20 protein-coding genes are annotated in these 22,620 nt (G+C 73.8%); 12 read left to right on the top strand and 8 right to left on the bottom strand.

The window, feature by feature from the left end:
• Positions 1-36: 36 nt before the first annotated feature.
• Together LWC35_RS08225 and LWC35_RS08230 are read right to left on the bottom strand one after the other, a co-directional pair.
• Positions 37-1,896 carry a putative nucleotidyltransferase substrate binding domain-containing protein gene (locus tag LWC35_RS08225; RefSeq protein ID WP_232869427.1) on the bottom strand — a complete coding sequence of 620 codons (1,860 nt, stop codon included), beginning with the start codon at positions 1,894-1,896 and terminating at the stop codon, positions 37-39.
• Positions 1,897-1,929: 33 nt separating this feature from the next.
• Positions 1,930-2,913, bottom strand: a complete 984-nt coding sequence (locus LWC35_RS08230; protein ID WP_232869429.1) for a beta-ketoacyl-ACP synthase III — start codon at positions 2,911-2,913, stop codon at positions 1,930-1,932.
• A 245-nt stretch (positions 2,914-3,158) separates the two neighbouring features.
• On the opposite strand from LWC35_RS08230, the gene LWC35_RS08235 reads away from it, so the two are divergent.
• On the top strand, positions 3,159-3,665 hold the full coding sequence (locus LWC35_RS08235) for an SRPBCC family protein (protein ID WP_232869431.1): 507 nt from the start codon (positions 3,159-3,161) through the stop codon (positions 3,663-3,665).
• The gene (locus tag LWC35_RS08240; protein ID WP_232869433.1) at positions 3,665-4,708 is read left to right on the top strand and encodes an LLM class flavin-dependent oxidoreductase; all 1,044 of its coding nucleotides are present in this window, start codon (positions 3,665-3,667) and stop codon (positions 4,706-4,708) included. Before LWC35_RS08235 ends, LWC35_RS08240 begins: the two co-directional genes overlap by 1 nt.
• On the opposite strand, the gene LWC35_RS08245 is transcribed toward LWC35_RS08240, so the two are convergent.
• Both LWC35_RS08245 and LWC35_RS08250 read right to left on the bottom strand, forming a co-directional pair.
• On the bottom strand, positions 4,705-6,369 hold the full coding sequence (locus tag LWC35_RS08245) for a sigma-54-dependent Fis family transcriptional regulator (protein WP_232869440.1): 1,665 nt from the start codon (positions 6,367-6,369) through the stop codon (positions 4,705-4,707). The two genes, LWC35_RS08240 and LWC35_RS08245, sit on opposite strands and share 4 nt — an antisense overlap.
• A gap of 136 nt (positions 6,370-6,505) precedes the next feature.
• The gene (locus tag LWC35_RS08250; protein WP_232869441.1) at positions 6,506-6,655 is read right to left on the bottom strand and encodes a hypothetical protein; all 150 of its coding nucleotides are present in this window, start codon (positions 6,653-6,655) and stop codon (positions 6,506-6,508) included.
• A gap of 214 nt (positions 6,656-6,869) precedes the next feature.
• Here LWC35_RS08250 and LWC35_RS08255 point away from each other — a divergent pair, with 214 nt between their 5' ends.
• On the top strand, positions 6,870-8,393 hold the full coding sequence (locus LWC35_RS08255; protein ID WP_232869442.1) for a catalase: 1,524 nt from the start codon (positions 6,870-6,872) through the stop codon (positions 8,391-8,393).
• 72 nt (positions 8,394-8,465) lie between these two features.
• On the opposite strand, the gene LWC35_RS08260 is transcribed toward LWC35_RS08255, so the two are convergent.
• The gene (locus LWC35_RS08260; RefSeq protein ID WP_232869443.1) at positions 8,466-9,545 is read right to left on the bottom strand and encodes a class I SAM-dependent methyltransferase; all 1,080 of its coding nucleotides are present in this window, start codon (positions 9,543-9,545) and stop codon (positions 8,466-8,468) included.
• A 65-nt stretch (positions 9,546-9,610) separates the two neighbouring features.
• Between LWC35_RS08260 and LWC35_RS08265 the strand changes: the two genes are divergently transcribed.
• The 3 genes from LWC35_RS08265 to gabP all read left to right on the top strand — a co-directional run bounded on the left by LWC35_RS08265 (position 9,611) and on the right by gabP (position 13,033).
• The gene (locus LWC35_RS08265) at positions 9,611-10,678 is read left to right on the top strand and encodes a 2,3-butanediol dehydrogenase (RefSeq protein ID WP_232869444.1); all 1,068 of its coding nucleotides are present in this window, start codon (positions 9,611-9,613) and stop codon (positions 10,676-10,678) included.
• Positions 10,675-11,439 carry an acetoin reductase gene (locus LWC35_RS08270; protein WP_232869448.1) on the top strand — a complete coding sequence of 255 codons (765 nt, stop codon included), beginning with the start codon at positions 10,675-10,677 and terminating at the stop codon, positions 11,437-11,439. The genes LWC35_RS08265 and LWC35_RS08270 overlap by 4 nt, the downstream gene beginning before the upstream one ends.
• Before the next feature lie 181 nt (positions 11,440-11,620).
• A complete protein-coding gene (gene gabP, locus LWC35_RS08275) occupies positions 11,621-13,033 on the top strand; it encodes a GABA permease (protein WP_232869449.1) in 1,413 nt (470 codons plus the stop codon).
• Here gabP and LWC35_RS08280 read toward each other — a convergent pair.
• Positions 12,970-14,763 carry an acyl-CoA dehydrogenase gene (locus LWC35_RS08280; protein ID WP_232869450.1) on the bottom strand — a complete coding sequence of 598 codons (1,794 nt, stop codon included), beginning with the start codon at positions 14,761-14,763 and terminating at the stop codon, positions 12,970-12,972. The two genes, gabP and LWC35_RS08280, sit on opposite strands and share 64 nt — an antisense overlap.
• A gap of 77 nt (positions 14,764-14,840) precedes the next feature.
• On the opposite strand from LWC35_RS08280, the gene LWC35_RS08285 reads away from it, so the two are divergent.
• Genes LWC35_RS08285 through LWC35_RS08300 form a run of 4 tightly spaced genes read left to right on the top strand, consistent with a single transcriptional unit; the run spans position 14,841 to position 18,184 of the window.
• Positions 14,841-15,488, top strand: a complete 648-nt coding sequence (locus LWC35_RS08285) for a TetR/AcrR family transcriptional regulator (RefSeq protein WP_232869451.1) — start codon at positions 14,841-14,843, stop codon at positions 15,486-15,488.
• 4 nt (positions 15,489-15,492) lie between these two features.
• Positions 15,493-16,281 (top strand): carbon-nitrogen hydrolase family protein, encoded by a 789-nt coding sequence (locus LWC35_RS08290; protein WP_232869452.1) that lies wholly within the window; start codon positions 15,493-15,495, stop codon positions 16,279-16,281.
• Positions 16,282-16,321: 40 nt separating this feature from the next.
• Positions 16,322-17,164 carry an MBL fold metallo-hydrolase gene (locus LWC35_RS08295; RefSeq protein ID WP_232869453.1) on the top strand — a complete coding sequence of 281 codons (843 nt, stop codon included), beginning with the start codon at positions 16,322-16,324 and terminating at the stop codon, positions 17,162-17,164.
• 27 nt (positions 17,165-17,191) lie between these two features.
• A complete protein-coding gene (locus LWC35_RS08300) occupies positions 17,192-18,184 on the top strand; it encodes an adenosine deaminase (protein WP_232869454.1) in 993 nt (330 codons plus the stop codon).
• Positions 18,185-18,250: 66 nt separating this feature from the next.
• Here LWC35_RS08300 and LWC35_RS08305 read toward each other — a convergent pair whose 3' ends face one another.
• Positions 18,251-19,537 (bottom strand): acyl-CoA dehydrogenase family protein, encoded by a 1,287-nt coding sequence (locus LWC35_RS08305; RefSeq protein ID WP_232869455.1) that lies wholly within the window; start codon positions 19,535-19,537, stop codon positions 18,251-18,253.
• A gap of 195 nt (positions 19,538-19,732) precedes the next feature.
• On the opposite strand from LWC35_RS08305, the gene LWC35_RS08310 reads away from it, so the two are divergent.
• Both LWC35_RS08310 and LWC35_RS08315 read left to right on the top strand, forming a co-directional pair.
• The gene (locus LWC35_RS08310) at positions 19,733-20,545 is read left to right on the top strand and encodes a siderophore-interacting protein (RefSeq protein ID WP_232869456.1); all 813 of its coding nucleotides are present in this window, start codon (positions 19,733-19,735) and stop codon (positions 20,543-20,545) included.
• A gap of 66 nt (positions 20,546-20,611) precedes the next feature.
• Positions 20,612-21,196, top strand: coding sequence for an Rv1733c family protein (locus LWC35_RS08315; RefSeq protein ID WP_232869457.1), 585 nt, complete (start codon positions 20,612-20,614; stop codon positions 21,194-21,196).
• 193 nt (positions 21,197-21,389) lie between these two features.
• Here LWC35_RS08315 and dinB read toward each other — a convergent pair whose 3' ends face one another.
• Positions 21,390-22,604, bottom strand: coding sequence for a DNA polymerase IV (gene dinB, locus LWC35_RS08320; RefSeq protein ID WP_232869544.1), 1,215 nt, complete (start codon positions 22,602-22,604; stop codon positions 21,390-21,392).
• Positions 22,605-22,620: the final 16 nt, after the last annotated feature.

The following is a 22,620-nucleotide window of genomic DNA, read 5'->3' on the forward strand; positions in this document are numbered from 1 at the left end:
CCCGCCACTGTCCGTGGGGGAGCGCCGTTCGCGTTCTCAGGCGTGGTCCGGGCGGCCCCACTCCTGCGGCGAGGTGTACTGCAGCAGGTTGTAGAGCCGCTTCTGCACGGTGGCGATCTCGCGGACCGACTGCGCGACCAGACTGCGGTCGAGCGGGGCGAGGCGACGCATCCACACGACGTCGGACACCGGCTCCCCCCGGTCATACTGCGCGAGCTGCTGGTGCAGCCGCACCCGCTGGAGCACCTCGAACACCTCGCTCAGCGTGGCGCCCTGGTCGCGGGACAGCAGCATCGACCCGGCGGCCGCCGCCAGCCGGGCCCGCGTCGAGAGTTCGGGGGAGCGCACGCTGAGCGCCGCCCACCGGGCGATCTCGACGACCGGGCGCAGCGCGTGGGCCTTGAGGTCGAACGTGCCGCCGCGCCCCGCGAGCACGTCGCGCACCGACCGCAGGTGCGCCCGGTGTGCGAGCGACTCGCGCACCAGCAGCTTCATCGTGGCCGGGTGGTCGCGCACGCCGGCGAACACCTCGGTGACCACGGGGCGGGCCGGGTCGCCCTGGATCGGGCGCCCGTCGAGCAGCAGCGAGGCCATGAGCATGCCCTGGTCGTCGAGCGGCGAGACCAGCCACTGCTCCGCGGCGGCACGCCACTGGGTCCGGGTACGCGCGAAGGCGGGCGACGCCGGGCTCGCGCCGTGGCCGTCGACCCGGAGCCCCGCCCGCCGCAGGACGTCGGCGACCTCGGCGAACGCCGCCCGGTAGGCGGCCGCCCGCGGGGCGTCGACGGACTCGGCGAACACCACGGCCGAGTCGATGTCCGAGCCGAGGGTGGGCTCGCGTCGGGCGTTGCTGCCCAGCAGCATCCAGGTGACCTCGGCCTCGTCGAGGTCCGGGCGCCCGGCGAGGACCAGGGTCAGGACCCGCCGCAGCACGGCGTCGACCACCGTGGAGTAGACCGCGGTCGTGTCCGTGGCCTCCCGGCGCTGCCGGACGAGGTCCCCCAGCAGCAGGGGCAGCCGGCGGGCGAGGGCCACGACGTCGTCGAGCCGGTCCGCGCGCACCACCTGCTCGCGCAGCACCATCCCGGCGGCCGACGGCGAGGCGAGGAAGTCCTGCGGGTCGACCGCTCCACACAGCCTGCCGTCGGCGTCGACGACCAGCAGCAGGTCGAGCCGGTGCTCGGTGAGCTCCTGCAGCACGTCGGCGGTCGGTGTACCGGTCCGCACGGTCCGGGCCGCCGGCTGCATCACCGCGGTGACGGGGGTGTCGCCGGGCCGCCCCTCCGCCACGACCCGAGCCCGCAGGAGGGCGTCCGTGACCAGCCCGAACCGGCCGTCGCCGAGCGGGACGGCGAGGTAGGCCGCGCGTCGCTCGGTCATCTGCCGCGCCGCCTCGGCCACCGTGGTCGCCGGCGTGCCCAGCACCGGCTCGGACACGACCAGCTCGTCGACGGTCCGGAACCGGGGCACCGGCCCGGTGGCGCTGCGGGCGGCGAACAGGTCGTGGGCCAGCAGCCGGACGCCGGCGGGCGAGGAGAACGCCGAGGCCACGGCCTTGCGCGGGATCCGCACCAGCCGGACCGGCCCGAGCGCCACCGCCCGCGGCCCGACGGCGGCGCCGGTGAGCACCGAGGTCTGCCCGAAGACCCCGCCCCGGTCGGCGGTCTCGTCGGCGGGCCGGTCGCAGGCGTCGTCGACGGTCCACATCTCGACCTGCCCGGACAGGACGACGTGGACCGCCTCGGCGGCGTGCGCGAAGGCGTCGAGGATCAGCGCGCCCGCCGGATGGTCGACGATCTCGGCGGCCTCGGCGACCCGGCGCAGCTCGCGCTCCGGGAGCGAGCTGAACGGGGCGGTCCGTCCCAGGAAGCCCGCGAGATCCTGCACGGGCGTCATGGTGGCAGGCGACGCCCCCGGATCCGCCGGGGGTCAGGCCAGCTCGGGCCAGGTGAGGGTGGCGGCGCCCCAGGTGGCCCCGCCGCCGAACGCGGTGAGCACGACCTTGTCGCCGGCGCGCAGGACCCCCTGTTCGTGGGCGTCGGACAGGGCGACGGGGATGGAGGCGGCGGCGGTGTTGCCGACGCGGTCCAGGTTGGCCACCACGCGGTCGGCGGCCACGCCGAGCCGGTTCGCCACGGCGTCGAGGATGCGGCGGTTGGCCTGGTGCCCGACGAACCGGTCGACCTCGTCGACGACCCAGCCGGTGCGGTCGAGGATCTCCCGGGTGGACACCGTCATCCGGTCGACGGCCTGCCGGTACACGGCCTGGCCCTGCATGGTGAACCAGCGGTCGTCGGAGCGGGGCTCGCGGGAGCCGCCGCCCGGCGTGATGATCAGGTCCTCCTGGCCGCCGTCGCTGCCGAGGACGATGTCGTGGACCGTCGGCCCCCCGCCGGCCCGCAGCACCACGGCCCCGGCGCCGTCGCCGAACAGGAAGGCGGTCCGGCGGTCCGTGGGGTCGACGATGGTCGAGAACGTGTCGGCGGCGACCAGCAGCACCGAGTCCGCCGCGCCGGCGGTGAGCATCGCCGACGCGGTGGACAGGCCGTAGAGGAACCCCGAGCACACGGCGTTGACGTCGAACGCCGGCACCGTGCCCAGGCCGAGGCGGTGCGCGACGAGCGGGGCGGTGGCCGGGCAGGTCCGGTCCGGAGTGGTGGTGGCGAGCACGACCAGGTCGACCTCGCCGCTGCCGCCCGAGCGCAGGTCGGCCTTGAGCGCGCGGGCCCCGGCCTCGGCGGCCAGGTCGGAGGTCGCGGTGCCGGGGTCGACGTGGTGCCGGGTGGCGATGCCGCTGCGGGTCCGGATCCACTCGTCGGACGTGTCCAGCGTCGCGGCGAGGTCGTCGTTGGCGACGACCCGGGCGGGCAACGCGTGCCCGAGTCCGGTGAGGCGCAGAGCGCGGTCGTGCATTACGGGGCACCCGGTTCCGAGTCGGCGGCGGCGGTCCGGTCCGAGTGTCGTGCCTTCCCCGGCGTGCCCACAACCGGGCTGTGACCTGCGGATCTTCGAAGCAGCGCTCTACTGGTCGGTAGGGCGATCGGACGTTGGACCGAGCGGCGGTGGCGGCCGGACGGGCACGTGGGTTTTCCTGCGAAACCCTACGTGCGAGACTGGCCCCGCCGACGTCCCCGAGAACGAGACGAGGAAGACCCCCGATGGAGTGGACCGGAGCCCGCTACACCGACCAGCCGACCGTCGAGGTCGAGACCTGGGTGGACGCGCCGCCGGAGCGGGTGTGGCCGGCGGTGGTCGACGTCGAGGCGATGCCCGGGCAGAGCCCCGAGGTGCAGCGGGTGGAGTGGCTGGAGGGCGCCGGCCCGGCGGTCGGGTCGCGCTTCCGGGGCCACAACGCGCACGACGCGCTGGGGGAGTGGTCCACGGTCTCGCACGTCGTGGAGTGCGAGGAGCCGCGGGTGTTCGCGTGGGCCGTCGAGGACCCCGACCACCCGACCGCGACCTGGCGCTTCACCCTCGAGCCCGCCGACGGCGGCACCCGGCTGCGGCAGTGGGTGCGGATGGGCCCGGCGCCGTCGGGGCTGAGCCTGGCCATCGAGCGCATGCCCGACAAGGAGCAGAAGATCGTCTTCGTCCGGATGCGCGAGTTCGAGGCGAACATGTCCGGCACCGTCGAGGCGATCAAGAAGCGCGTCGAGGAGGCCTGATGCGCACCGCCACCACGGTCGAGGGATCGGGCGGCGACTTCCGCGAGACCGTCGCGTTCGTCGTCGAGGCGGAGAAGCTCGGCATGGACGCCGTGTTCGTCGCCGAGGCCTGGGGCTCCGACGCCCCGTCGGTGCTCGGCTACCTCGCGGCGCGCACGGAGCGCGTCACGCTCGGCTCCGGGATCGTGCAGGTCGGCACGCGGACCCCGGTCGCGATCGCGCAGGCCGCGCTCACCTTGGCCGACATATCCGAGGGCCGGTTCGTCCTGGGCCTCGGCCCCTCGGGCCCGCAGGTCGTGGAGGGTCTGCACGGCGTCCCGTTCGCCCGCCCCCTCACCCGCACCCGGGAGGCGATCGCGGTGATCCGGCAGGCGTTCGCGGGGGAGAAGATCGCCTTCGACGGCGAGACGGTGCACATCCCGCTGCCCGGCGGGGAGGGGCGGCCGATGCGGCTGTCCACCGCGCCGAACCCGGACATCCCGATCTACCTCGCCACCCTGTCCCCACGGATGCTGCGGCTCACCGGCGAGACGGCCGACGGCTGGCTGGGCACGAGCTTCGTCCCCGAAGGCTCCGCGGCCTACTTCGGCCCGCTCGACGAGGGGCTGGCCGCGGCCGGCCGCACCCGCGCCGACCTCGACGTCTGCCAGGGCGCCGAGGTGGCCTTCGCCGCCGACGAGGACGAGCTGCACGGCATGGTCGCCGAGCGGCGGCAGGGGCTGGCGTTCAGCCTGGGCGGGATGGGCTCCGCCGCCACCAACTTCTACAACGCGGCCTACGGCCGGCAGGGCTGGGCCGACGTCGCCGCCGAGGTCCGGGAGCGCTGGCAGGCCGGGGACCGCGCGGGGGCCGCCGATCTCGTCACGGACGAGATGGTCCTGGGTACCACGCTCATCGGCACCGAGGAGAGGGTCCGCGCCCGTCTCCGGGTGTGGCGCGACGCGGGCGTCGACACGGTGCGGCTCTACCCCGCCGGGGAGACGCTCGACGAGCGGCTCACGACGCTGGGCCGCGCCCTCGACCTCGTGCGGGAGGTCGGCTAGATCCCGTACTCCCGCAGCTTGCGGTAGAGGGAGGAGCGGGCGATCTGCAGCCGGGCGGCGGCCGCGACCTTGTTGCCGCCGCAGTCCCGCAGGGCGTCCCGGATGGCGTCGGCCTCTGCGGCCTCCATCGGGGTGAGCCGCGTCCGTGGCGTCTCGGCGCGCAGCCGGGTGGGCAGGTCGTCGGCGTCGACCACGGCCCGGTCCTGCCGGGCGAGCCAGCGCGCCACCCCGGCGAGCTGGCGGAGGTTGCCCGGCCAGGGGTGCCGGCGGAGCAGCTCGGTCGCGGCCGGGGTGAGGCGTGGCCGCGGCGCGCGGCGGTCCACCGTGAGTGCGTCGAGCAGGCCGTCGAGCAGGGCGGGGATCTCTGCCGCGCGGCTGCGCAGCGGCGGGACGACGACGGCGTCGAGCCCGAACCGGTCGAGCAGCGCCTGCTGGGCCGGGGTGGCGGCGGTGGGGTCGCCGGACCAGGTGCCGGCGACCCGGGGCGCGGGGCTGTCGTCGAGCAGTGCGCCGAGGGCCGCGCAGGCCGCCTCGTCGAGCGTCTGGAGATGGGTCAGTGCGACGCCGGAACGCGCGCGGAGCCCGCTCCGCACCCCGTCGAGCCAGGCCGGGAGGCCCGTGGTGGGGACCCGGGCGGCGTCGTGCAGCGCCAGGCCCAGGCCCGTGAGCAGCGTGGTCTTGCCGGTGCCCGGCTCCCCGTGCACGAGCAGCGGTTCCACCCCGAGCCGGCGGCGCACGGTGTCGGCGAGGCCGTCGCCCGACGCAGGGGAGGCCGGGCCCGCGGGGAGGGCCGGGCCGTCGGTCGCGTCGGGGACGGTCACGATCAGCCCGACCGTCCGGCCGGCCGACGTCACGGTGCGGCAGCGGACCTCCGGCCCGTCGGGGCCCGCGGGGACGGTCACCTCGGTGGCGCCGGCCAGCTCGTCCTGCGCGCGGGCCCACCAGGCGCGGTGGTCCAGCTCGAGGCGGGCGCCGGCGCGGTTGGCGATGAGGATGTCGCCGTCGAGCACCACGACCGCGGCCGAGCTGCGCCGCCGGGCGCTGAGGTAGTGCCGGAACAGCTCGCGCTCCCGGGCACTGCTGGTGCCGTAGAGCTCGGCCTCGATCTCCCGGACGAGCTTGAGCAGCGTGGGCCGGACGAGTGGGTTCGCGTCCTCGGCGCGGCAGGTCATGTTGAGCGCACCGAGCACGCGCCGGGTCATCGGGTGCCGGACCGGGGCCGCTGCGCAGCTGAACCCGTGCAGCGCCGCGGCGTAGTGGTCGGCCCCTGTCACGACGACCGGACGGGCGGTCTCGAGGGCCGTACCGATCCCGTTGGTGCCGACGTGCTCCTCGGCCCACTGGGTGCCGACCACGACCGACCGTCGGTCCAGCCGGCGCCGCAGGCCGTCGGTGTCCGTCCAGCGCCACAGGACCGTGCCGCCGGGGCCGGTCAGCATGAGGCTCGTGTCCGCGCCGACGAGCGTGTCGGCCGCCGCCTCCAGGACCGGGGTGGCGGTCCGGCTGAAACGGCTCTCCTCGGGCTGCGCCTGCGGAAGCTCGAGCTGGTCGGGGTCGACCCCGGAGAGCCGCGACCGCCGCCAGGACGCCACGATCTCCGGCCGTCGCGCGATGCGCTCGACCTCACCGGCCAGCAACCGCTCCCGGTCCCTGTCGATCACCTGTCGATCACCCGTCGATCACCGCCCGTGCCCCGCCGCGAAGCCGCCGGACGGCCCCGCCGCCGTCGCCGGACCTCCGACGCTACAGGGCACCCGGAGCGCCGATCACCTGGGCGAAAGGTGGGGATCGGGCGGATCAGGTCAGGGCGCGCAGCTCGCCACGGGCGGGTTCGGCCAGCGCCCGCACCACGTCCCACAGCTGGTCCTCGTCCATGGACATCACCGTCGGCGGGGCCGCGGGAACCGTCGCGTCGTCGTTCTGGGGAAGCAGGTCGTCGTCGACCATCGTGCGTACCTCCGTGCTCGGGCAAGACGGTCCCTACCCCCGCAACGAACCCGGTATGCAGCCCGGCGATACCGGAATCCGAACGGGCCGCCCGAGCGGAGGAGGAGGGTTCGCGCGCGCGAGGCCCGGGTACGCCACCGGACGTGTGGCGGCCGTCCCCTCGCCCACCACGCGAGCACACCGGAAGCGACCCGACGACGAGGAGGCGCACCCCGTGACGAGCACGCGCCCGAACCCCACCACGACCGACGCCGGCATCCCGGTCGAGAGCGACGAGCACTCGTTGACCGTCGGCGCGGGCGGCCCGATCCTGCTGCAGGACAGCTACCTCATCGAGCAGATGGCGCAGTTCAACCGGGAGCGCATCCCGGAGCGCCAGCCGCACGCGAAGGGCAGCGGGGCCTTCGGGTCCTTCGAGGTGACCAACGACGTGAGCGCCTACACGAAGGCGGCGCTGTTCCAGCCGGGCGCGAAGACGGAGCTCGCCATCCGCTTCTCCACCGTCGCGGGGGAGCGGGGCAGCCCCGACACGTGGCGCGACCCCCGCGGCTTCGCGATCAAGTTCTACACGTCCGAGGGCAACTACGACATGGTCGGCAACAACACGCCGGTCTTCTTCGTCAAGGACCCGATGAAGTTCCAGCACTTCATCCGGTCGCAGAAGCGGCGCGCCGACAACAACCTGCGCGACCACGACATGCAGTGGGACTTCTGGACGCTCTCGCCGGAGTCGGCCCACCAGGTCACCTGGCTGATGGGCGACCGCGGCATCCCGCGCACGTGGCGGCACATGAACGGCTACACGAGCCACACGTACATGTGGATCAACGATGCCGGCGAGGAGTTCTGGGTCAAGTACCACTTCAAGACCGACCAGGGCATCCAGAACTTCACCCAGCACGAGGCCGACCAGATGGCGGCGGCCGACACGGACTACCACACGCGTGACCTGTTCGAGCACATCCGCGACGGCGACTACCCGTCCTGGACGCTCTACGTCCAGATCATGCCGTACGAGGACGCCAAGACGTACCGGTTCAACCCGTTCGACCTGACGAAGGTCTGGCCGCACGGCGACTACCCGCTGACCGAGGTCGGCCGGATGACGCTGAACCGCAACGCCACGGACAACCACACCGAGATCGAGCAGCTCGCGTTCCAGCCGAACAACCTCGTGCCCGGCATCGGCCCGTCGCCGGACCGGATGCTGCTCGCGCGGCTGTTCTCGTACGCGGACGCGCACCGCCACCGCCTGGGCGGCAACTACCAGCAGATCCCGGTGAACGCCCCCGTCGTGCCCGTGCACTCGTACTCGAAGGACGGGGCGATGCGCATGAACAAGGTGTCCGACCCCGTCTACGCGCCGAACTCCTACGGCGGCCCGGCGGCGGACACCGAGCGCTACGGGCGGGTCCCGACCTGGCAGGCGGACGGCGACATCATGCGCACCGCCTACGTCGACCACGCCGAGGACGACGACTGGGGCCAGCCGGGCACGCTCGTCCGCGAGGTGATGGACGACGACGCCCGCGCCCGGCTGGTCGACAACGTGGTCGGGCACCTGCTCAACGGCGTGTCCGAACCGGTCCTCCAGCGCGCCTTCGAGTACTGGCACAACATCGACAAGGAGATCGGCGACCGGATCGAGAGCGGCGTCCGGGAGAAGGCCGCCGAGAAGGACCCGAAGGCCGACGACCAGGGCAACCCCGCCCGGAAGAGCATGCAGGCCAAGGCCTGACCGGACCCGACACCGCCCCCGACGGGCCGAGAACCGCCCCGGGGGCTCCGGGGGGCCACGGAGCGGCCGGGCTCAGCCCGGCCGCTCCGTCGCGTAGATCAGGTTGAGCGCCTGGCCGGGCGCCGGGGCCACGGTGACCTCCCCGAACCCGGCCTCGCCGAGCATCCGCACCGCAAGCTCCCGGCCCCAGGCCGCGCCCAGCCCGGCGCCGCCCTCCGCCAGCGAGACCGTCATGCAGTGCAGGGTGCTGATCGTGTAGATCCACGGGGCGAACGGGTTGCCGACATTGTCGGCGAGGTCCGTCGCCGCCGCCATGTCCACCATCACGAACGTCCCGCCGGGCACGAGCGCGTCGTGGATCCCGCGCAGCACCGCGGCCGGATCGACCTGGTCGTGCACGGCGTCGATGGCGAACGCGACGTCGACCGGCTCGGCCGGGCGGAAGGCGGCGGCGTCGGCGCGCTCGAACCGCACGTTGGTGAGGCCCTCCGCGGCGGCCTCGGCGCGGGCCCGCGCCAGCGCGTCCTCGGCGATGTCGTAGCCGATGAACGTCGAGGCCGGGAACGCCTTCGCCAGGATCACCATCGCGTGCCCGGTCCCGCACCCGACGTCGGCCACGCGGACGCCGGCGGTCAGGCGTTCGGTGAGCCCCGGCACCAGCGGGAGCCAGGCGTCGACCAGCAGCTCGTCGAGCGGGCGGCGGTTGAGCTGGTCCATCACGCCGGTGAAGTCGGGCGCGAACGCCGCGTAGGGCAGGCCGCCGCCGCTGCGGAAGGCCTCGGCGATCCCGTCGAGGTTGCGGCCGAGCAGCGGCACCATGGCGGCCATCGGCGCCATGTTCTTCGACCCGGGGCCGGTGAGCGCGGCGGCGTGCGCGGCGGGCAGGGCGTACCGCCCGTCGTCGAACGTCATGATCCCGCCGGTGACCATCGCGCCGAGCCATTCGCGCACGTAGCGCTCCTGCAACCCGGCCCGCTCCGCCAGCTCGGCCGACGACGCGGGGCCGCGTGCGGCGGCCTCGAACAGCCCGGTCCGGTGCCCGAGGTCGATCATCATGGTCAGCCCGCCTGCCGTGTAGACGCCGAAGAGGTGGCGGGCGAACTCGCGCACCGCGCGGCGGTCGGGGACGTCGGTGTCCGCGCTCGTGGTCATGGGGTGATCCTGCAACCTCGCTGCAACCGTTGCCCAGGGCCCGGCACGGGCGTGACCGTGGACACATGAGAGCAGCGCGGTTCCACGGTCCCGGCGACATCCGCATCGACGAGGTCCCCGACCCGGTGGTGGGGCCGGGCCAGGTCGAGGTCTCGGTCGACTGGTGCGGCATCTGCGGCACCGACCTGCACGAGTTCCTCGAGGGGCCGATCTTCATCCCGAACAAGGGCGAGCCGCACCCGCTCACCGGCGTGGAGATGCCCGTCGTGCTCGGGCACGAGTTCGCGGGCGTGGTCTCGGCGGTCGGCTCCGGCGTGACGGGCGTGCGCGAGGGCGACAAGGTCGCCGTCGAGCCGTACTGGGTGTGCGGCGAGTGCGTCGCGTGCAAGGCCGGCCGCTACAACATCTGCCGCAGCCTCGGTTTCGTCGGCCTGGCCGGTGACCAGGGCGGGTTCGCGGAGCGCTGCGTCGTCGACCAGCGGTGGGTGCACCCGCTCGGTGACCTGCCGACGGACCTCGGCGCGCTCGTCGAGCCCCTCGCCGTCGGGTACCACGCGGTGCGCCTGTCCGGGCTGCGCGAGGGCGGGACGGCCGTGGTCTACGGCGCCGGCCCGATCGGGCTGGTCACCACCGCGGCGCTCAAGGCCGCAGGCGCCTCGCAGGTCGTGGTGGTGGAGCCCGCGGCGGCACGCAAGGCCAAGGCGGGGCCCGCGGGTGCCGACGTGATCATCGACCCGATCGCCGACGACGCCCCGGCGGCGATCCTCGACCTCACCGGCGGCGGGGCGGACGTCGCCTTCGAGTGCGCCGGCATCGACGCCGTGCTGGCGTCGGCGATCGGGTCCGTGCGGCCCGGCGGCACGGTCGTGAACGTGGCGATCTGGGGGCACGTCCCGTCGGTCGCCGTGAACGACCTCGTCATGAGCGAGGTCAACCTGCTCGGCTCGCTCGCCTACTGCGGCGACCACCCGGACACGATCGCGCTGCTGCGCGACGGGAAGGTCGACGCCGCCCAGTTCATCACCGGCCGGATCGGCCTGGAGGACATCGTGTCCGGCGGCTTCCGGGAGCTGATCGACAACAAGGAGGAGAACGTGAAGATCCTCGTCTCGCCGAAGGAGCTGCTGGCATGAGCGTCGCACTGGTGACCGGGGCCGGGCGGGGGATCGGTCGGGCGATCGCGCTGCGGTTGGCGAAGGACGGGCACGCCGTGGCCGTCAACGACGTCAACAAGGACGGCGCCGAGGCCGTCGCCGGGGAGATCGCCGCCGCGGGTGGGTCCTCGGTCGCGCTGCCGTTCGACGTGACCTCCCGGGATGCCGTGTTCGACGGCGTCGCGGCGGCCGTCGACCAGCTGGGCGGGCTCGACGTGATGATCAACAACGCCGGGATCGCGCAGGTCAAGACGCTGCTCGAGCTGACGCCCGACGACCTCCGGACGATGTTCGGGGTCAACGTCTTCGGCGTGGTCTACGGGATCCAGGCCGCGGCGGAGCACATGAAGGAGCACGGCGGGGGGAAGATCATCAACGCCGCGTCGATCGCCGGACACTCGGGCTTCGACTTCCTCGGCCACTACTCGGCGACGAAGTTCGCCGTCCGGGCGCTGACCCAGGCCTCGGCGAAGGAGCTGGCCCAGTTCAAGATCACCGTCAACGCGTACTGCCCGGGCATCGTCGGCACCGACATGTGGGACCTCATCGACGAGAAGATGGGCCCCTACCTCGGCAACGAGCGCGGCGAGACGCTCAAGCAGTACACCGAGCTCATCGCGCTCAAGCGGGTGCAGACGCCCGAGGACGTCGCCGGCTTCGTCTCGTACCTGGCCGGCCCCGACTCGGACTACATGACGGGCCAGTCGGTGATGATCGACGGCGGGATCGTGATGGTCTGAGGTCGGTCACAAGGGCGGCTGGTCGGCGCCCCCGCCGTGCGGCACGCGCGGCGGGGGCTCGTCCGCGGCGCGGGGCGAGGTCCAGGCCCTCCTCGACGGACCCCACGAAGGTGACACTCCTCGCGCTGCGCGGGTCGTTTCGCGGCGTGATGATTTGCCGACGCGACGGGAGGGAGCCGACATGGCGGGGGACTCGCAGCTCAGCGCGGGACTGAAGAACCGGCACGTCACCATGATCAGCATCGCCGGGGTCATCGGCGCCGGCCTGTTCGTCGGGTCCGGCACCGCGATCGCGACGGCGGGGCCGGCCGTGCTCCTGGCCTACGCCTTCGCCGGGCTGCTGGTCGTCCTCGTGATGCGGATGCTGGGCGAGATGGCCGCGGCGACGCCGGACTCGGGCTCGTTCTCCACCTACGCCGACCGCGCGATCGGCCGCTGGGCCGGGTTCTCCGTCGGCTGGCTCTACTGGTGGTTCTGGGTCCTGGTCATCCCGGTCGAGGCCACGGCGGCCGCCACGATCCTCAACTCGTGGATCACGGCCGTGCCGCAGTGGACGTGGGCGCTGGTGATCACGCTCCTGCTGACCGTCACGAACCTGTTCAACGTGGCCAACTACGGCGAGTTCGAGTTCTGGTTCGCGCTGCTCAAGGTCGTGGCGATCGTCGCGTTCATCGTGATCGGCGTGCTCGCCGTGCTCGGCATCCTGCCCGGCGGCCAGGTCAGCGGCGTCAGCCGGCTCTGGGACACCGGTGGCTTCCTGCCCAACGGCGTCGGCGCCGTCGTCGCCGCCGTGCTCGTGACCATGTTCAGCTTCATGGGCACCGAGATCGTCACCATCGCGGCGGCGGAGTCCGAGAACCCCGCGGAGAAGATCGGCAGGGCCACGCGGTCGGTGATCTGGCGGATCTCGGTGTTCTACCTGGCCTCGATCCTGCTGGTCGTGGCCCTCGTGCCGTGGACCGATCCGGGGCTTCCGGAGAACGGCTCCTACCAGACCGCGCTCGACGTCATCGGCGTCCCGGCCGCCAAGCTGATCGTCGACGTCGTCGTGCTGGTCGCCGTGGCGAGCTGCCTGAACTCGGCGCTCTACACCGCCTCCCGCATGATCTACTCCCTCGGCCGCCGCGGCCAGGCCCCGCGCGCGGTCGTGCGGACCACCTCGGCCGGGGTCCCGCGCATCGCGGTGCTCGCCTCCACGGCCGTCGGCTTCCTCACCGTGATCGCGAACTACATCTTCCCGGAGGAGGTCTTCTCGACGCTGCTCGCCACGTCCGGCGCGATCGCCCTGCTCGTCTACCTGGTCATCGCCGTCTCACAGCTGCGGATGCGCCGTCGGCTGGACCGGGAGGGCGTCGCACTGCCCGTGCGGATGTGGGCCTACCCGGTGCTGACCTGGGCGGTCATCGTCGTGATCCCGGTGATCCTGGTGTACATGGCCTTCCGTGCGGGGTCCCGCTTCGACCTCGCGATGACGGCGCTGATCGCCGCGGTCGTGGTCGTCGTCGGGATCGTGCTCGCCCGCCGGACCGGTCAGAGCCAGGAGGGGTCGGTGTCGAGCGAGGTCCGGTCGAGCGAGGCCAGAAGGTCCAGCTGAGGGCCGACCTTGGGCAGCTCGAACCGGAAGAAGTAGCGGGCGGCGGCGCGCTTGCCGTGGCCGAGGTCGTCGTCGCGTCCGGCCGCGGCCAGGAGCTGTTCCAGCCAGATCCAGGCGACGACGACGTGCCCGGCCGCCTCGAGGTAGACCGACGCGTTGGCCAGCCGCTCCTCGGCGTCGGGGTCGGCGTGGAGGACGGCGGTGACCTCGACGAGCCGGTCCAGTGCCGCCCGCAGGGCCCCGCCGTACTCCGCGGCGTCGCCGCCGGCGCCGGCGGCCCGCGCGATCGTGGCGGAGAGCGTCTCCTGCAGCGCGGTGAACCCGGCGCCGCCGGCCAGCACGACCTTGCGGCCGAGCAGGTCCGCGGCCTGGATGCCGTGGGTGCCCTCGTGGATCGGGTTGAGCCGGTTGTCCCGGTAGTGCTGCTCGACGTCGTACTCGCGGGTGTAGCCGTAGCCGCCGTGCACCTGGATGGCCAGCGAGTTGGCCTCGGGGCCCCACTGCGAGGGCCAGCTCTTGGCGATCGGGGTGAGCGTCTCGAGCAGCAGGTGCGCCCGAACCCGCTCCGCCTCGGTCGGCGCCGTGCGCTCCTCGTCGACGAGCAGGCCGCAGTAGAGGACGAGCGCGAGCGCGCCCTCGGCGTAGGCCTTCTGCGCCAGCAACATCCGGCGCACGTCGGCGTGCCGGACGATCGGGACCATCGGAGCGGCCGGGTCCTTCGCGCCGGCGGGACGGCCCTGCGGCCGGGTCCTCGCGTAGTCCAGGGCCTTGAGGTACCCGGTGTAGGCGAGCGCGGCCGCGCCCGCCCCGACCCCGATGCGCGCCTCGTTCATCATGTGGAACATCGCGGCCAGCCCGCCGCCGGCCGCGCCGACGAGATACCCGACGGCCCCCGGCTCGCCGCCCGGGGTGTGCGCGCCCTCGCCGAGGTTGAGCAGCGTGTTGACGGTGCCCCGGTAGCCCATCTTGTGGTTGAGTCCGACGAGCGCGACGTCGTTGCGCTCCCCGTTCTCCAGGAACTTCGGCACCAGGAACAGCGAGATGCCCTTCACCCCGGCCGCACCGCCGGGGATCTTGGCCAGGACGAGGTGGACGATGTTCTCGCCCAGCTCGTGTTCGCCGCCGGAGATCCACATCTTGGTGCCGCGCAGCCGGTAGGAGCCGTCGGGCCGCGGCTCGGCGCGCGTGGTGATGTCCGCGAGGGAGGACCCCGCCTGCGGCTCGGAGAGGCACATCGTCCCGTGGAAGCGCCCCTCCAGCATCGGCGGGACCCAGGTCGCGACCTGCTCGGGCGTGCCGTGGGCGAGCAGGAGGTTGGCGTTGGCCACGGTGAGCATGGCGTAGGCCCAGGTGCCGATGTTGGCGGCGTGGAGCCAGGCCTGCACCGCGGTGCCCACGACGTGGGGCAGCTGCAGCCCGCCCACCGCGGCGTCCATCGTCGCGGACAGGAGGCCGGCGTCCGCGGCGGCGCGCAGGGCGGGCGCGACCTCCTCGTGCAGGACCACCCGCCCGTCGACGAACCGGGGCTCCTCGGCGTCGTTGCGCTTGTTGTGCGGGGCGAACTTCTCCGCCGCGAGGTCGGCCGCCAGCTCGAGGACGGCGTCGACCGTCTCCCGGGAGTGCTCGGCGAACCGCTCGCGCTTGGTCAGCTCCTCCACGTGCAGCCAGTCGTGCAGCAGGAAGTGCACGTCGCGGCGGGACAGGATGAGGTCGCGGTCGCCTCGTGGCATCGTCGCTCCCGAGTGATTACTGATCGATCAGTAAGTAGAGTGGGCGCGGCGGGCGGCGACGTCAAGGGGAGCGGGCCATGGTGCGGGTCACCGGCGGGACGACGGCGGAGGCGGGCGAGCGGATCCTCGCCGGCCTGGACCTGTGGGCGGAGTGGCCGACGGCGACGCAGCGGGCGATCGTCGGGGCCGCGTTGGAGTCGTTCGCCGAGCGGGGCTTCCACGGCACCTCGCTCAAGCACATCGCCCAGGGCTCGGGGCTGAGCACGGCCGCCCTCTACGTGCACTTCGCCTCGAAGGAGGAGCTGCTCTTCGCGCTCGGCCGGCGGGGTCACGCCATCGCCCTGGAGCTCGTCCGTACGGCCGCCGCGGAGCCCGACCCGGCGACGGCGGCGCAGGTGCTGGTCTACGCCTTCACCCGCTGGCACGCCGAGCAGCGCACCACCGCGCGGGTCGTCCAGTACGAGCAGGGCGCGCTCACGGCCGCGCACGCCGAGGTGATCGCCGCGCTGCGGCGGGACACGGAACGCGTCGTGCGCGGGCTGGTCACCCGGGGGGTCGGGGCGGGCGCGTTCGCCGTGCCCGACGTGCGCGGGGCGAGCGCGGCCGTGCTCTCCCTCGGCATCGACGTCGCCCGGTGGTACGTCCCGGGCGGCCCGTGGACGCCCGACGCGCTGGGCCTGCTCTACGCCGAGTTGGCGGGCCGCCTGCTCGGGATGCCAGCCTGAGCCCATGCGGATCGCCCTCGCCCAGATCGTCTCGACCCCGTCGCCGGAGGAGAACCTCGGGCTCGTCGCCGACGGGGCACGCGCGGCCGCCGCGGCCGGAGCGCGGATCGTCGTGTTCCCCGAGGCCACGATGTGCTGCTTCGGCGTGAAGCTCGCCCCCGTCGCCGAGCCGCTCGACGGCCCGTGGGCGGACCGGGTGCGGGCGATCGCCGAGGAGGCCGGGATCACCGTGGTCGCCGGCATGTTCACCCCGGCCGAGGACGGGCGCGTGCACAACACGCTGCTGGCCACCGGCGGCGAGGTCGAGGCCTCCTACGAGAAGCTCCACCTCTTCGACGCCTTCGGGTTCGCCGAGTCGGACACCGTCGCCCCGGGCACGGGGCTGCGGACGATCCAGGTCGACGGCCGCACGATCGGCCTCACCACCTGCTACGACCTGCGGTTCCCGGGGCTGTACCAAGCGCTCGGCGACCGCGGGGCGCGGCTGGTCCTGGCGCCGGCGTCGTGGGGTGCGGGGCCGGGCAAGCGGGAGCAGTGGGACCTGCTGGTGCGCGCCCGGGCGCTGGACTCGACCGCGTTCGTCGCCGCCTGCGACCAGGCCGACCCCGCGACCGTGGGCCGGGAGCGCGGCAAGGCGCCCACCGGGATCGGGGCGAGCCTGGTCGCGAGCCCGTACGGGGCGGTCGTCGCGCAGCTGGGGGAGGAGCCCGGACTGCTCCTCGCCGACGTCGACCTGGACGAGGTCGACGCGGCGCGCAGGGCGATCCCGGTGCTGGCGAACCGTCGCTTCTGACCGTTCCCGGATCCGCTGCGGTGCGGGTAGCTTCCGGCGGATGACGTGGACCGTCGACGGGGTGCGGATCAGCCGGGTCGTGGAGCACGTGATGCCCTTCCCGGTCGACTTCTTCGCCGAGGCCACCCCGGCCGACGTGGCCGCGGAGCCGGACCTGGCGCTCGACTTCGTCGACGCCCACGGCCGGTACCGGACGAGTCTGCACTCCTACCTGCTCGAGGCGGACGGCCGGCGCATCGTCGTCGACACCTGCTGCGGGAACGGGAAGGAGCGCCCGCTCCTGCCGGAGTTCGACCACCGGACGGGCCCCTACCTGGCGGACCTCACATCGGAAGGCTTCGCCCCCGACCTCGTCGACACGGTCGTCTGCACGCACCTGCATCTCGACCACACCGGCTGGAACACCCGGCTCGTCGACGGCGGGTGGGTGCCCACGTTCCCGCGGGCCCGGTACTTGCTGGGGGCGGCCGATCTCGAGGAGTGGGCCCGGTCGGACGACCCGCTGCACGCGCCCGCGTTCGCCGACTCGGTCCGCCCCGTGCTCGACGCCGGGCTCGTCGACCCGGTCCCCGGCGACCTGGCGGTCACCGACGCGGTCCGGCTGCGGGCGACCCCGGGGCACACACCCGGCCACCTCAGCGTGTGGATCGGCGACCGGTGCGTGATCACCGGCGACACCCTGCACAACCCCATCCAGTGCCGCCACCCCGAGTGGACCGCCACCGGTGACGGCGACCCGGACCTCGCCCGCGCGACCCGAGGGGCGTTGCTGGAGGAGGCCGCGTCCACGGGCGCGCTGGTGCTGGGCACGCACTTCGCGGGCAGCAGCGCCGGTCACGTAGTGCGCGAGGGCGGCGCCTACCGGTTCGTCCCCGAGGACTGAACCGGACCCGGGTGGCAGGCTGCGGGGGTGACCGCCCCCACCCCGCCCACGGCCGAGCTGCACCTCCACGTCGAGGGCACGATCGAGGCGGAGCTGCTCGTCCGGCTCGCCGACCGGCACGGCCTGCCGTTGCCCTCGCGCGACCCCGACCGCCTGCGCGAGCGGTACGCGCACTTCGTCGATCTGCAGTCCTTCCTCGACGTGTACTACGCGAACCTCGCCGTGCTGCGCACCGAGGAGGACTTCCACGAGCTCGCCGCCGGCTATCTCGACCGGGCGTCGAAGGCCGGGGTGCGGCGGGCGGAGGTGTTCTTCGACCCGCAGACCCACGTGCACCACGGCGTGCCGCTGGCGGCGGTGATCCGTGGGCTGAGCAGTGCGTTCGCCGCGGCCGAGGAGACGCACGGGGTCTCGGCGGCGCTGATCCTCTGCTTCCTGCGCGACCTCGGCCCGGAGGCGGCGGAGGAGATCCTGCGCGCGGCGCTGCCCTTCCGCGAGCACTTCATCGGGGTCGGGCTGGACTCGGCCGAGGTCGGGTACCCGCCGTCGCTCTTCACCCGCGTCTACGCGATGGCCGCCGCCGAGGGGCTGCACCGGGTGGCGCACGCGGGGGAGGAGGGCGGCCCGGACTACGTCCGCGAGGCCCTCGACCTGCTGCACGTGGAGCGGGTCGACCACGGCATCCGGGCCATGGAGGACCCGGAGCTGGTGGCGCGGCTGCGCGAGCAGCGGATCCCGCTCACCGTGTGTCCGCTCTCCAACGTGTCCCTGCGCGCCGTCGACACCCTCGTCGAGCACCCGCTCCCGCGGATGCTCGACGAGGGCCTGATGGCCACCGTCAACAGCGACGACCCCGCCTACTTCGGCGGCTACGTCGACGACAACTACCGGGCCGTCGCCCGCGACCTCGGCCTGGAGCGGCCGCGGCTCGCGCAGCTGGCCCGCAACTCCGTCGACGCCAGCTTCGCCCCGGAGGAGGACAGACGCCGGTGGCGGGCCGAGATCGACGCCTGGCTCTGAGCCCTTGTCCTGCACCTGTCGGACGGCGCACCGTCGTCGTCGGGTCGGTGTCGGGTCGGTGTCGGGTCAGTCGTTCGCGGTCGCCAGGTCCAGGTACTGCGCGAACTTCTTCCGGGCGGCCGCCGTGCGGGTCGGGACGTGCTCGGTCGGCACGTCCTTCGCCTCGTAACCGCGCAGGATGCGCTTGGCGAGGGTCGCCTTGTGCACCTCGTCCGGGCCGTCGTAGATGCGCGCGGCGCGGGCCGCCCGGTACATCTGCTCCAGCGGCAGGTCGCCGGAGAAGCCCAGCGAGCCGTGGATCTGGATGGCCCGGTCGATGACGTCGTGCAGGATCTTCGCGCCCCAGAACTTGATCATGGCGATCTCGTTGCGGGAGTTCGACGCGCCGACCTGGTCCATCGTCCAGGCCGCCTGCAGGGTGAGCAGGCGGGCGGCCTGCATCTCCGCGGCCGAGGTGGCGACCCAGTCCTGGATCATCTGCTTGTCGGCGAGCACCGAACCGTGCGCGTAGCGGGAGACCGCCCGCTCGCAGAGCATGTCGAAGGCGCGCTTCGACTGGCCCAGCCAGCGCATCGCGTGGTGGATGCGGCCCGGGCCGAGGCGCTGCTGGGCGAGCTTGAAGCCGTCGCCCGGGTTGCCGACGAGGTTCGACTTCGGCACCCGCACGTTGTCGTAGATGATCTCCGCGTGCCCGCCCTCGAGCTGCGGGTGCACCGTCGAGTGGTCCATGACCGGGATGTCGCGCAGGATGTTCACGCCCGGCGTGTCCGTCGGGACGATGATCATCGACGAGCCCTGGTAGGGCGAGACGTCCGGGTCCGTCACGGCCATGACGATCAGGAAGTCCGCACGGCTCGCGTTCGACGAGAACCACTTGTGCCCGTTGATGACGTACTCGTCGCCGTCGAGCACGGCCCGGGTGGTGAGCAGGGTCGGGTCCGCTCCCGCGCCCGGCTCGGTCATCGAGAAGCAGGAGCGCAGCTCGCCGCGCAGCAGCGGGTGCATCCACTGCTCCTTCTGCTCCGGCGAGCCGCCGATCGCCAGCAGCTCCGCGTTGCCGGAGTCCGGCGCCTGGTTGCCGAAGATGCCAGGCGCGAACTTGCACTGCCCGAGGATCTCGTGCATCAGGCCGAGCTTGACCTGCCCGAACCCGCCGCCGCCCAGCTCCGGGGGCAGGTGCGCGGCCCACAGGCCCTGCTCCTTGACCTGCTCCTTGAGCGGCGCGGTGATCCGGGCGTACTGCTCCGGGCTCAGGTCCAGCGTCTCCAGCGGGAAGATCTCCTCACGGACGAACTCCCGCATCCAGTCCAGCTTCTTCTTGAACTCCGGCTCGGTGGAGAAGTCCCACGCCATCGTGCCCGCACCTCCGCGACTCGCGTTCGCCGACGCCTGCGTCGGCCGTTGCCTGCACGCTAGTTGATGCAGCCGCCTTACGGCAGCCCCTCCTGTGGAGGTGCGGCCGGTGCGAGTCGAATGATCGACGCCGCTTCCGGAATTGGTTAGCCTCACCTCTGTTCCCCGATCCCCGTCCGTGGAGGTCCGCACGACATGGCCACCGAGCTGGAGAACGGTCCCGTGCCCGTGGTGACGGAGGCCGTCGAGCGGCTGTCGCCGAGCCTGGTCCGGGTGACCTTCGGCGGGCCCGGGCCGGCCTCCTTCGCCTCGCTCGGGGTGCCGGACGAGGCCGTGGTCCTCCGGTTCCCCGGCAGCGAGGGCGGCCGCTGGTACACCGTGCGGCGCTGCGAGCCGGGCCGGCTGACCGTCGACATCGTGCTGCACCCCGGCGGGATCGGCGGCGAATGGGCCGCCCGGGCCCGGATCGGCGACCGGCTCGAGATCACGCACCGGAACAGCTGGTTCCGCCGGCCCGCCGAGGCGGGCTGGCAGCTGCTCCTCGGCGACGTCACGGCCCTGCCGGCGATCGGCCGGATCGTGGAGGAGTCGGCCGACCGGCTGCCGACCACCGTGCTGGTCGAGGTACCGCACCGCGAGGACGCCCAGGAGCTGCCCGGCGCCCAGGTGCGCTGGATGCACACGGCCGGTCTGGGGCACGCGCCCAGCCGGATCGCCGAGCTCGTCCGGGGCGCCCGGCTGCCGCCCGGCCCCGGCTACGTCTACGTGGCCGGCGAGGCCTCGGCCACCCGCGCGGTGCGCCGGTACCTCCGGCAGGAGCTGGGCCTGCCCGCCGGCTCCTACGGCGTCGTCGGGTACTGGCGGGCGGAGTCCGAGAAGTGGTTCGCCCGGGTCGCCGAGACGGGCACGGACACCGCGGCGATCTACGCCGAGGAGCTCGACGCGGGCGGCGACCTCGAGGACGTCCGCGCCCGCTACGAGGAGCGCCTCGCCACCCTCGGGCTGTGACGAATCCGCTGTGACGAGCCGGGCCCGGCCGTAACGGCGGGGGTGGGCCGGGACGAGAACCGGGCCGTGGAGAGGCGACGCGGCCGGACGCTGCCGCGCAGGCGGACCGACCGGATCGAGGACGTCGTTGCCGTGCTGCTGTGCGCGCTCGGCGTGGTCGCGGTGGTGCTGGCCGGGCTGGTCGGGACGGCGGCGCACGGGGTCGTGGCCGCGCGGGCGAACCAGGAGGCGGCGGACCGCAGCCGGGTGGTCGCGACGGTCGCCCGGCCGACGGACGACGCCGGGACGACGGGCGGCGTGGGCCCTGGTACCCGCCGTGCGACGGCCACCTGGACCGCTCCCGACGGCACCGGCCGGGTCGGCGAGGTCACGGTCCCGCTGAACGCCGAGGCCGGCTCGGCCGTCCCGGTGTGGGTGGACCGGGCCGGCGCGCCCGCTCCGCCCCCGACCTCGCCCCGCGCCGGAGTGCTGGTCGGTGCCGTGGCCGCGGGCTGGGTCGCGATCGCCGGGGCGCTGCTGCTCCTGGCCGCGTGGCGGTTCGTCCTGGGCCGGACCGCCCGCCGCAACGACGCCGAGTGGACGCGCCGCTGGGCCGAGGTCGAGCCCGAATGGTCCGGCCGTGCCGCCGGACCGGCCGGCCGCACGGGCTGACCGGCGCCGCGCAGGTCAGCCCGGTTTCCGGGGCGTTCACGCACCCGCAACGAACCCGACGGGCAACTCCCGGCGCTCCCGCTCGTTGAACCGGATGCCGGTATCGGCGGGGACTGGGGAGCCCCCTCGCCGATACCGGCAGATCCGTCCCCGGGGCCGTCGGGCGCGGTTCCGGCTCCGTCGCCGACCCGACTCAGCCGTCGGGCAGGATCGGCACCTCCAGTCCCTGGTCACGGCCGAGCCGCGCGGCCCGGGTGACCGACTCCGCGCCGAACCGGGCCCGCAGCGAGTCCAGGGTCCGGTCCAGCTCCGGCCCGCTCGTGCGGTCGAAGGGCAGGGCGAGCTGCATCGCGTCGTCCGTGGCGAGGTTCGTGAACGAGATCCCGAGGAGCGTGAGCCCGCGGTCGAGGATCATGCTCAACGCCTCGCGCAGCAGCCGCCGGGCCGCCTCCAGCAGCGTCGGGGTGTGGTCGGTGGCGCGCGCGAGGGTGTGCGAGCGGGTCGCGCGGGTGTAGTCGCCGAACCGCAGCCGCAGGACCACGGTGCGGCAGGTGCGCTCCGCCCCGCGCAGCCGCTTGCCCAGCCGGTCGACGATCCCGGCCAGGATCGCGTCCATCTCCTCCGGGGTGCGGTGCCGGCGGCCGAGCGCGCGCTGCGAGCCGATGGATCGCCGGCGCCGACCCGTCTCGACCGCCCGCGGGTCGTGGTTGTGGGCCAGGGCGTGCAGGTGCCGGCCCGACGCCCGGCCGAGCAGCGAGACCAGGGCGGGCTCCCCGAGGTCCGCGACCTCGCCGACCGTGCGGATCCCCAGCGCGTGCAGCTTCGCCGCGGTGACCTTCCCGACGCCCCACAGCCGCTCGACGGGCAGCGGGTGCAGGAAGGCCGGTTCGCCGCCCGGCGGGACCTCCAGCAGGCCGTCGGGTTTCGCGACGCCGCTGGCCACCTTGGCGAGGAACTTCGTGCAGGCCACCCCGACCGTGATCGGCAGGCCCGCCTCGGCGAGCACACGCGCCCGCAGCCGCTCCGCGATCGTCACGGGCGGGCCCGCGATCCGCCACAGGCCGCCGACGTCGAGGAACGCCTCGTCGATCGAGATCCCCTCGACCACGGGCGTGGTGTCCCTGAAGATCGCGAAGACGGCCTTGCTCGCCTCGCTGTAGGCGGAGAACCGCGGGGGCACCACGACCGCGCGCGGGCACAGCGCCCGCGCCTGCCGCCCGCCCATCGCGGTGCGGACCCCGAAGGCCTTGGCCTCGTAGCTGGCCGCGAGCACGACCCCGCCGCCGACGATCACCGGCAGCCCGCGCAGCCGCGGAGCGTCCCGCTGCTCGACGGACGCGTAGAAGGAGTCGAGGTCGGCGTGCAGGATGCTCGCCTCGGCGCGACTCTCGATCCGGGACACGAACAGATGTTCGCACCCCGCC

The organism is Pseudonocardia kujensis, from assembly GCF_021283305.1.
Classification (GTDB): domain Bacteria; phylum Actinomycetota; class Actinomycetes; order Mycobacteriales; family Pseudonocardiaceae; genus Pseudonocardia; species Pseudonocardia kujensis.

Bases quoted from the DNA above. Each gene is read 5' to 3' on its own strand.
- LWC35_RS08250 (WP_232869441.1), bottom strand. From the start codon at position 6,655: ATGGTCGACGACGACCTGCTTCCCCAGAACGACGACGCGACGGTTCCC.
- LWC35_RS08235 (WP_232869431.1), top strand. From the start codon at position 3,159: ATGGAGTGGACCGGAGCCCGCTACACCGACCAGCCGACCGTCGAGGTC.
- gabP (WP_232869449.1), top strand. From the start codon at position 11,621: ATGGCGGGGGACTCGCAGCTCAGCGCGGGACTGAAGAACCGGCACGTC.
- LWC35_RS08285 (WP_232869451.1), top strand. From the start codon at position 14,841: ATGGTGCGGGTCACCGGCGGGACGACGGCGGAGGCGGGCGAGCGGATC.
- LWC35_RS08265 (WP_232869444.1), top strand. From the start codon at position 9,611: ATGAGAGCAGCGCGGTTCCACGGTCCCGGCGACATCCGCATCGACGAG.
- LWC35_RS08305 (WP_232869455.1), bottom strand. From the start codon at position 19,537: ATGGCGTGGGACTTCTCCACCGAGCCGGAGTTCAAGAAGAAGCTGGAC.
- LWC35_RS08295 (WP_232869453.1), top strand. From the start codon at position 16,322: ATGACGTGGACCGTCGACGGGGTGCGGATCAGCCGGGTCGTGGAGCAC.
- LWC35_RS08240 (WP_232869433.1), top strand. From the start codon at position 3,665: ATGCGCACCGCCACCACGGTCGAGGGATCGGGCGGCGACTTCCGCGAG.
- LWC35_RS08290 (WP_232869452.1), top strand. From the start codon at position 15,493: ATGCGGATCGCCCTCGCCCAGATCGTCTCGACCCCGTCGCCGGAGGAG.
- LWC35_RS08310 (WP_232869456.1), top strand. From the start codon at position 19,733: ATGGCCACCGAGCTGGAGAACGGTCCCGTGCCCGTGGTGACGGAGGCC.
- LWC35_RS08280 (WP_232869450.1), bottom strand. From the start codon at position 14,763: ATGCCACGAGGCGACCGCGACCTCATCCTGTCCCGCCGCGACGTGCAC.
- LWC35_RS08260 (WP_232869443.1), bottom strand. From the start codon at position 9,545: ATGACCACGAGCGCGGACACCGACGTCCCCGACCGCCGCGCGGTGCGC.
- LWC35_RS08230 (WP_232869429.1), bottom strand. From the start codon at position 2,913: ATGCACGACCGCGCTCTGCGCCTCACCGGACTCGGGCACGCGTTGCCC.
- LWC35_RS08270 (WP_232869448.1), top strand. From the start codon at position 10,675: ATGAGCGTCGCACTGGTGACCGGGGCCGGGCGGGGGATCGGTCGGGCG.
- LWC35_RS08225 (WP_232869427.1), bottom strand. From the start codon at position 1,896: ATGACGCCCGTGCAGGATCTCGCGGGCTTCCTGGGACGGACCGCCCCG.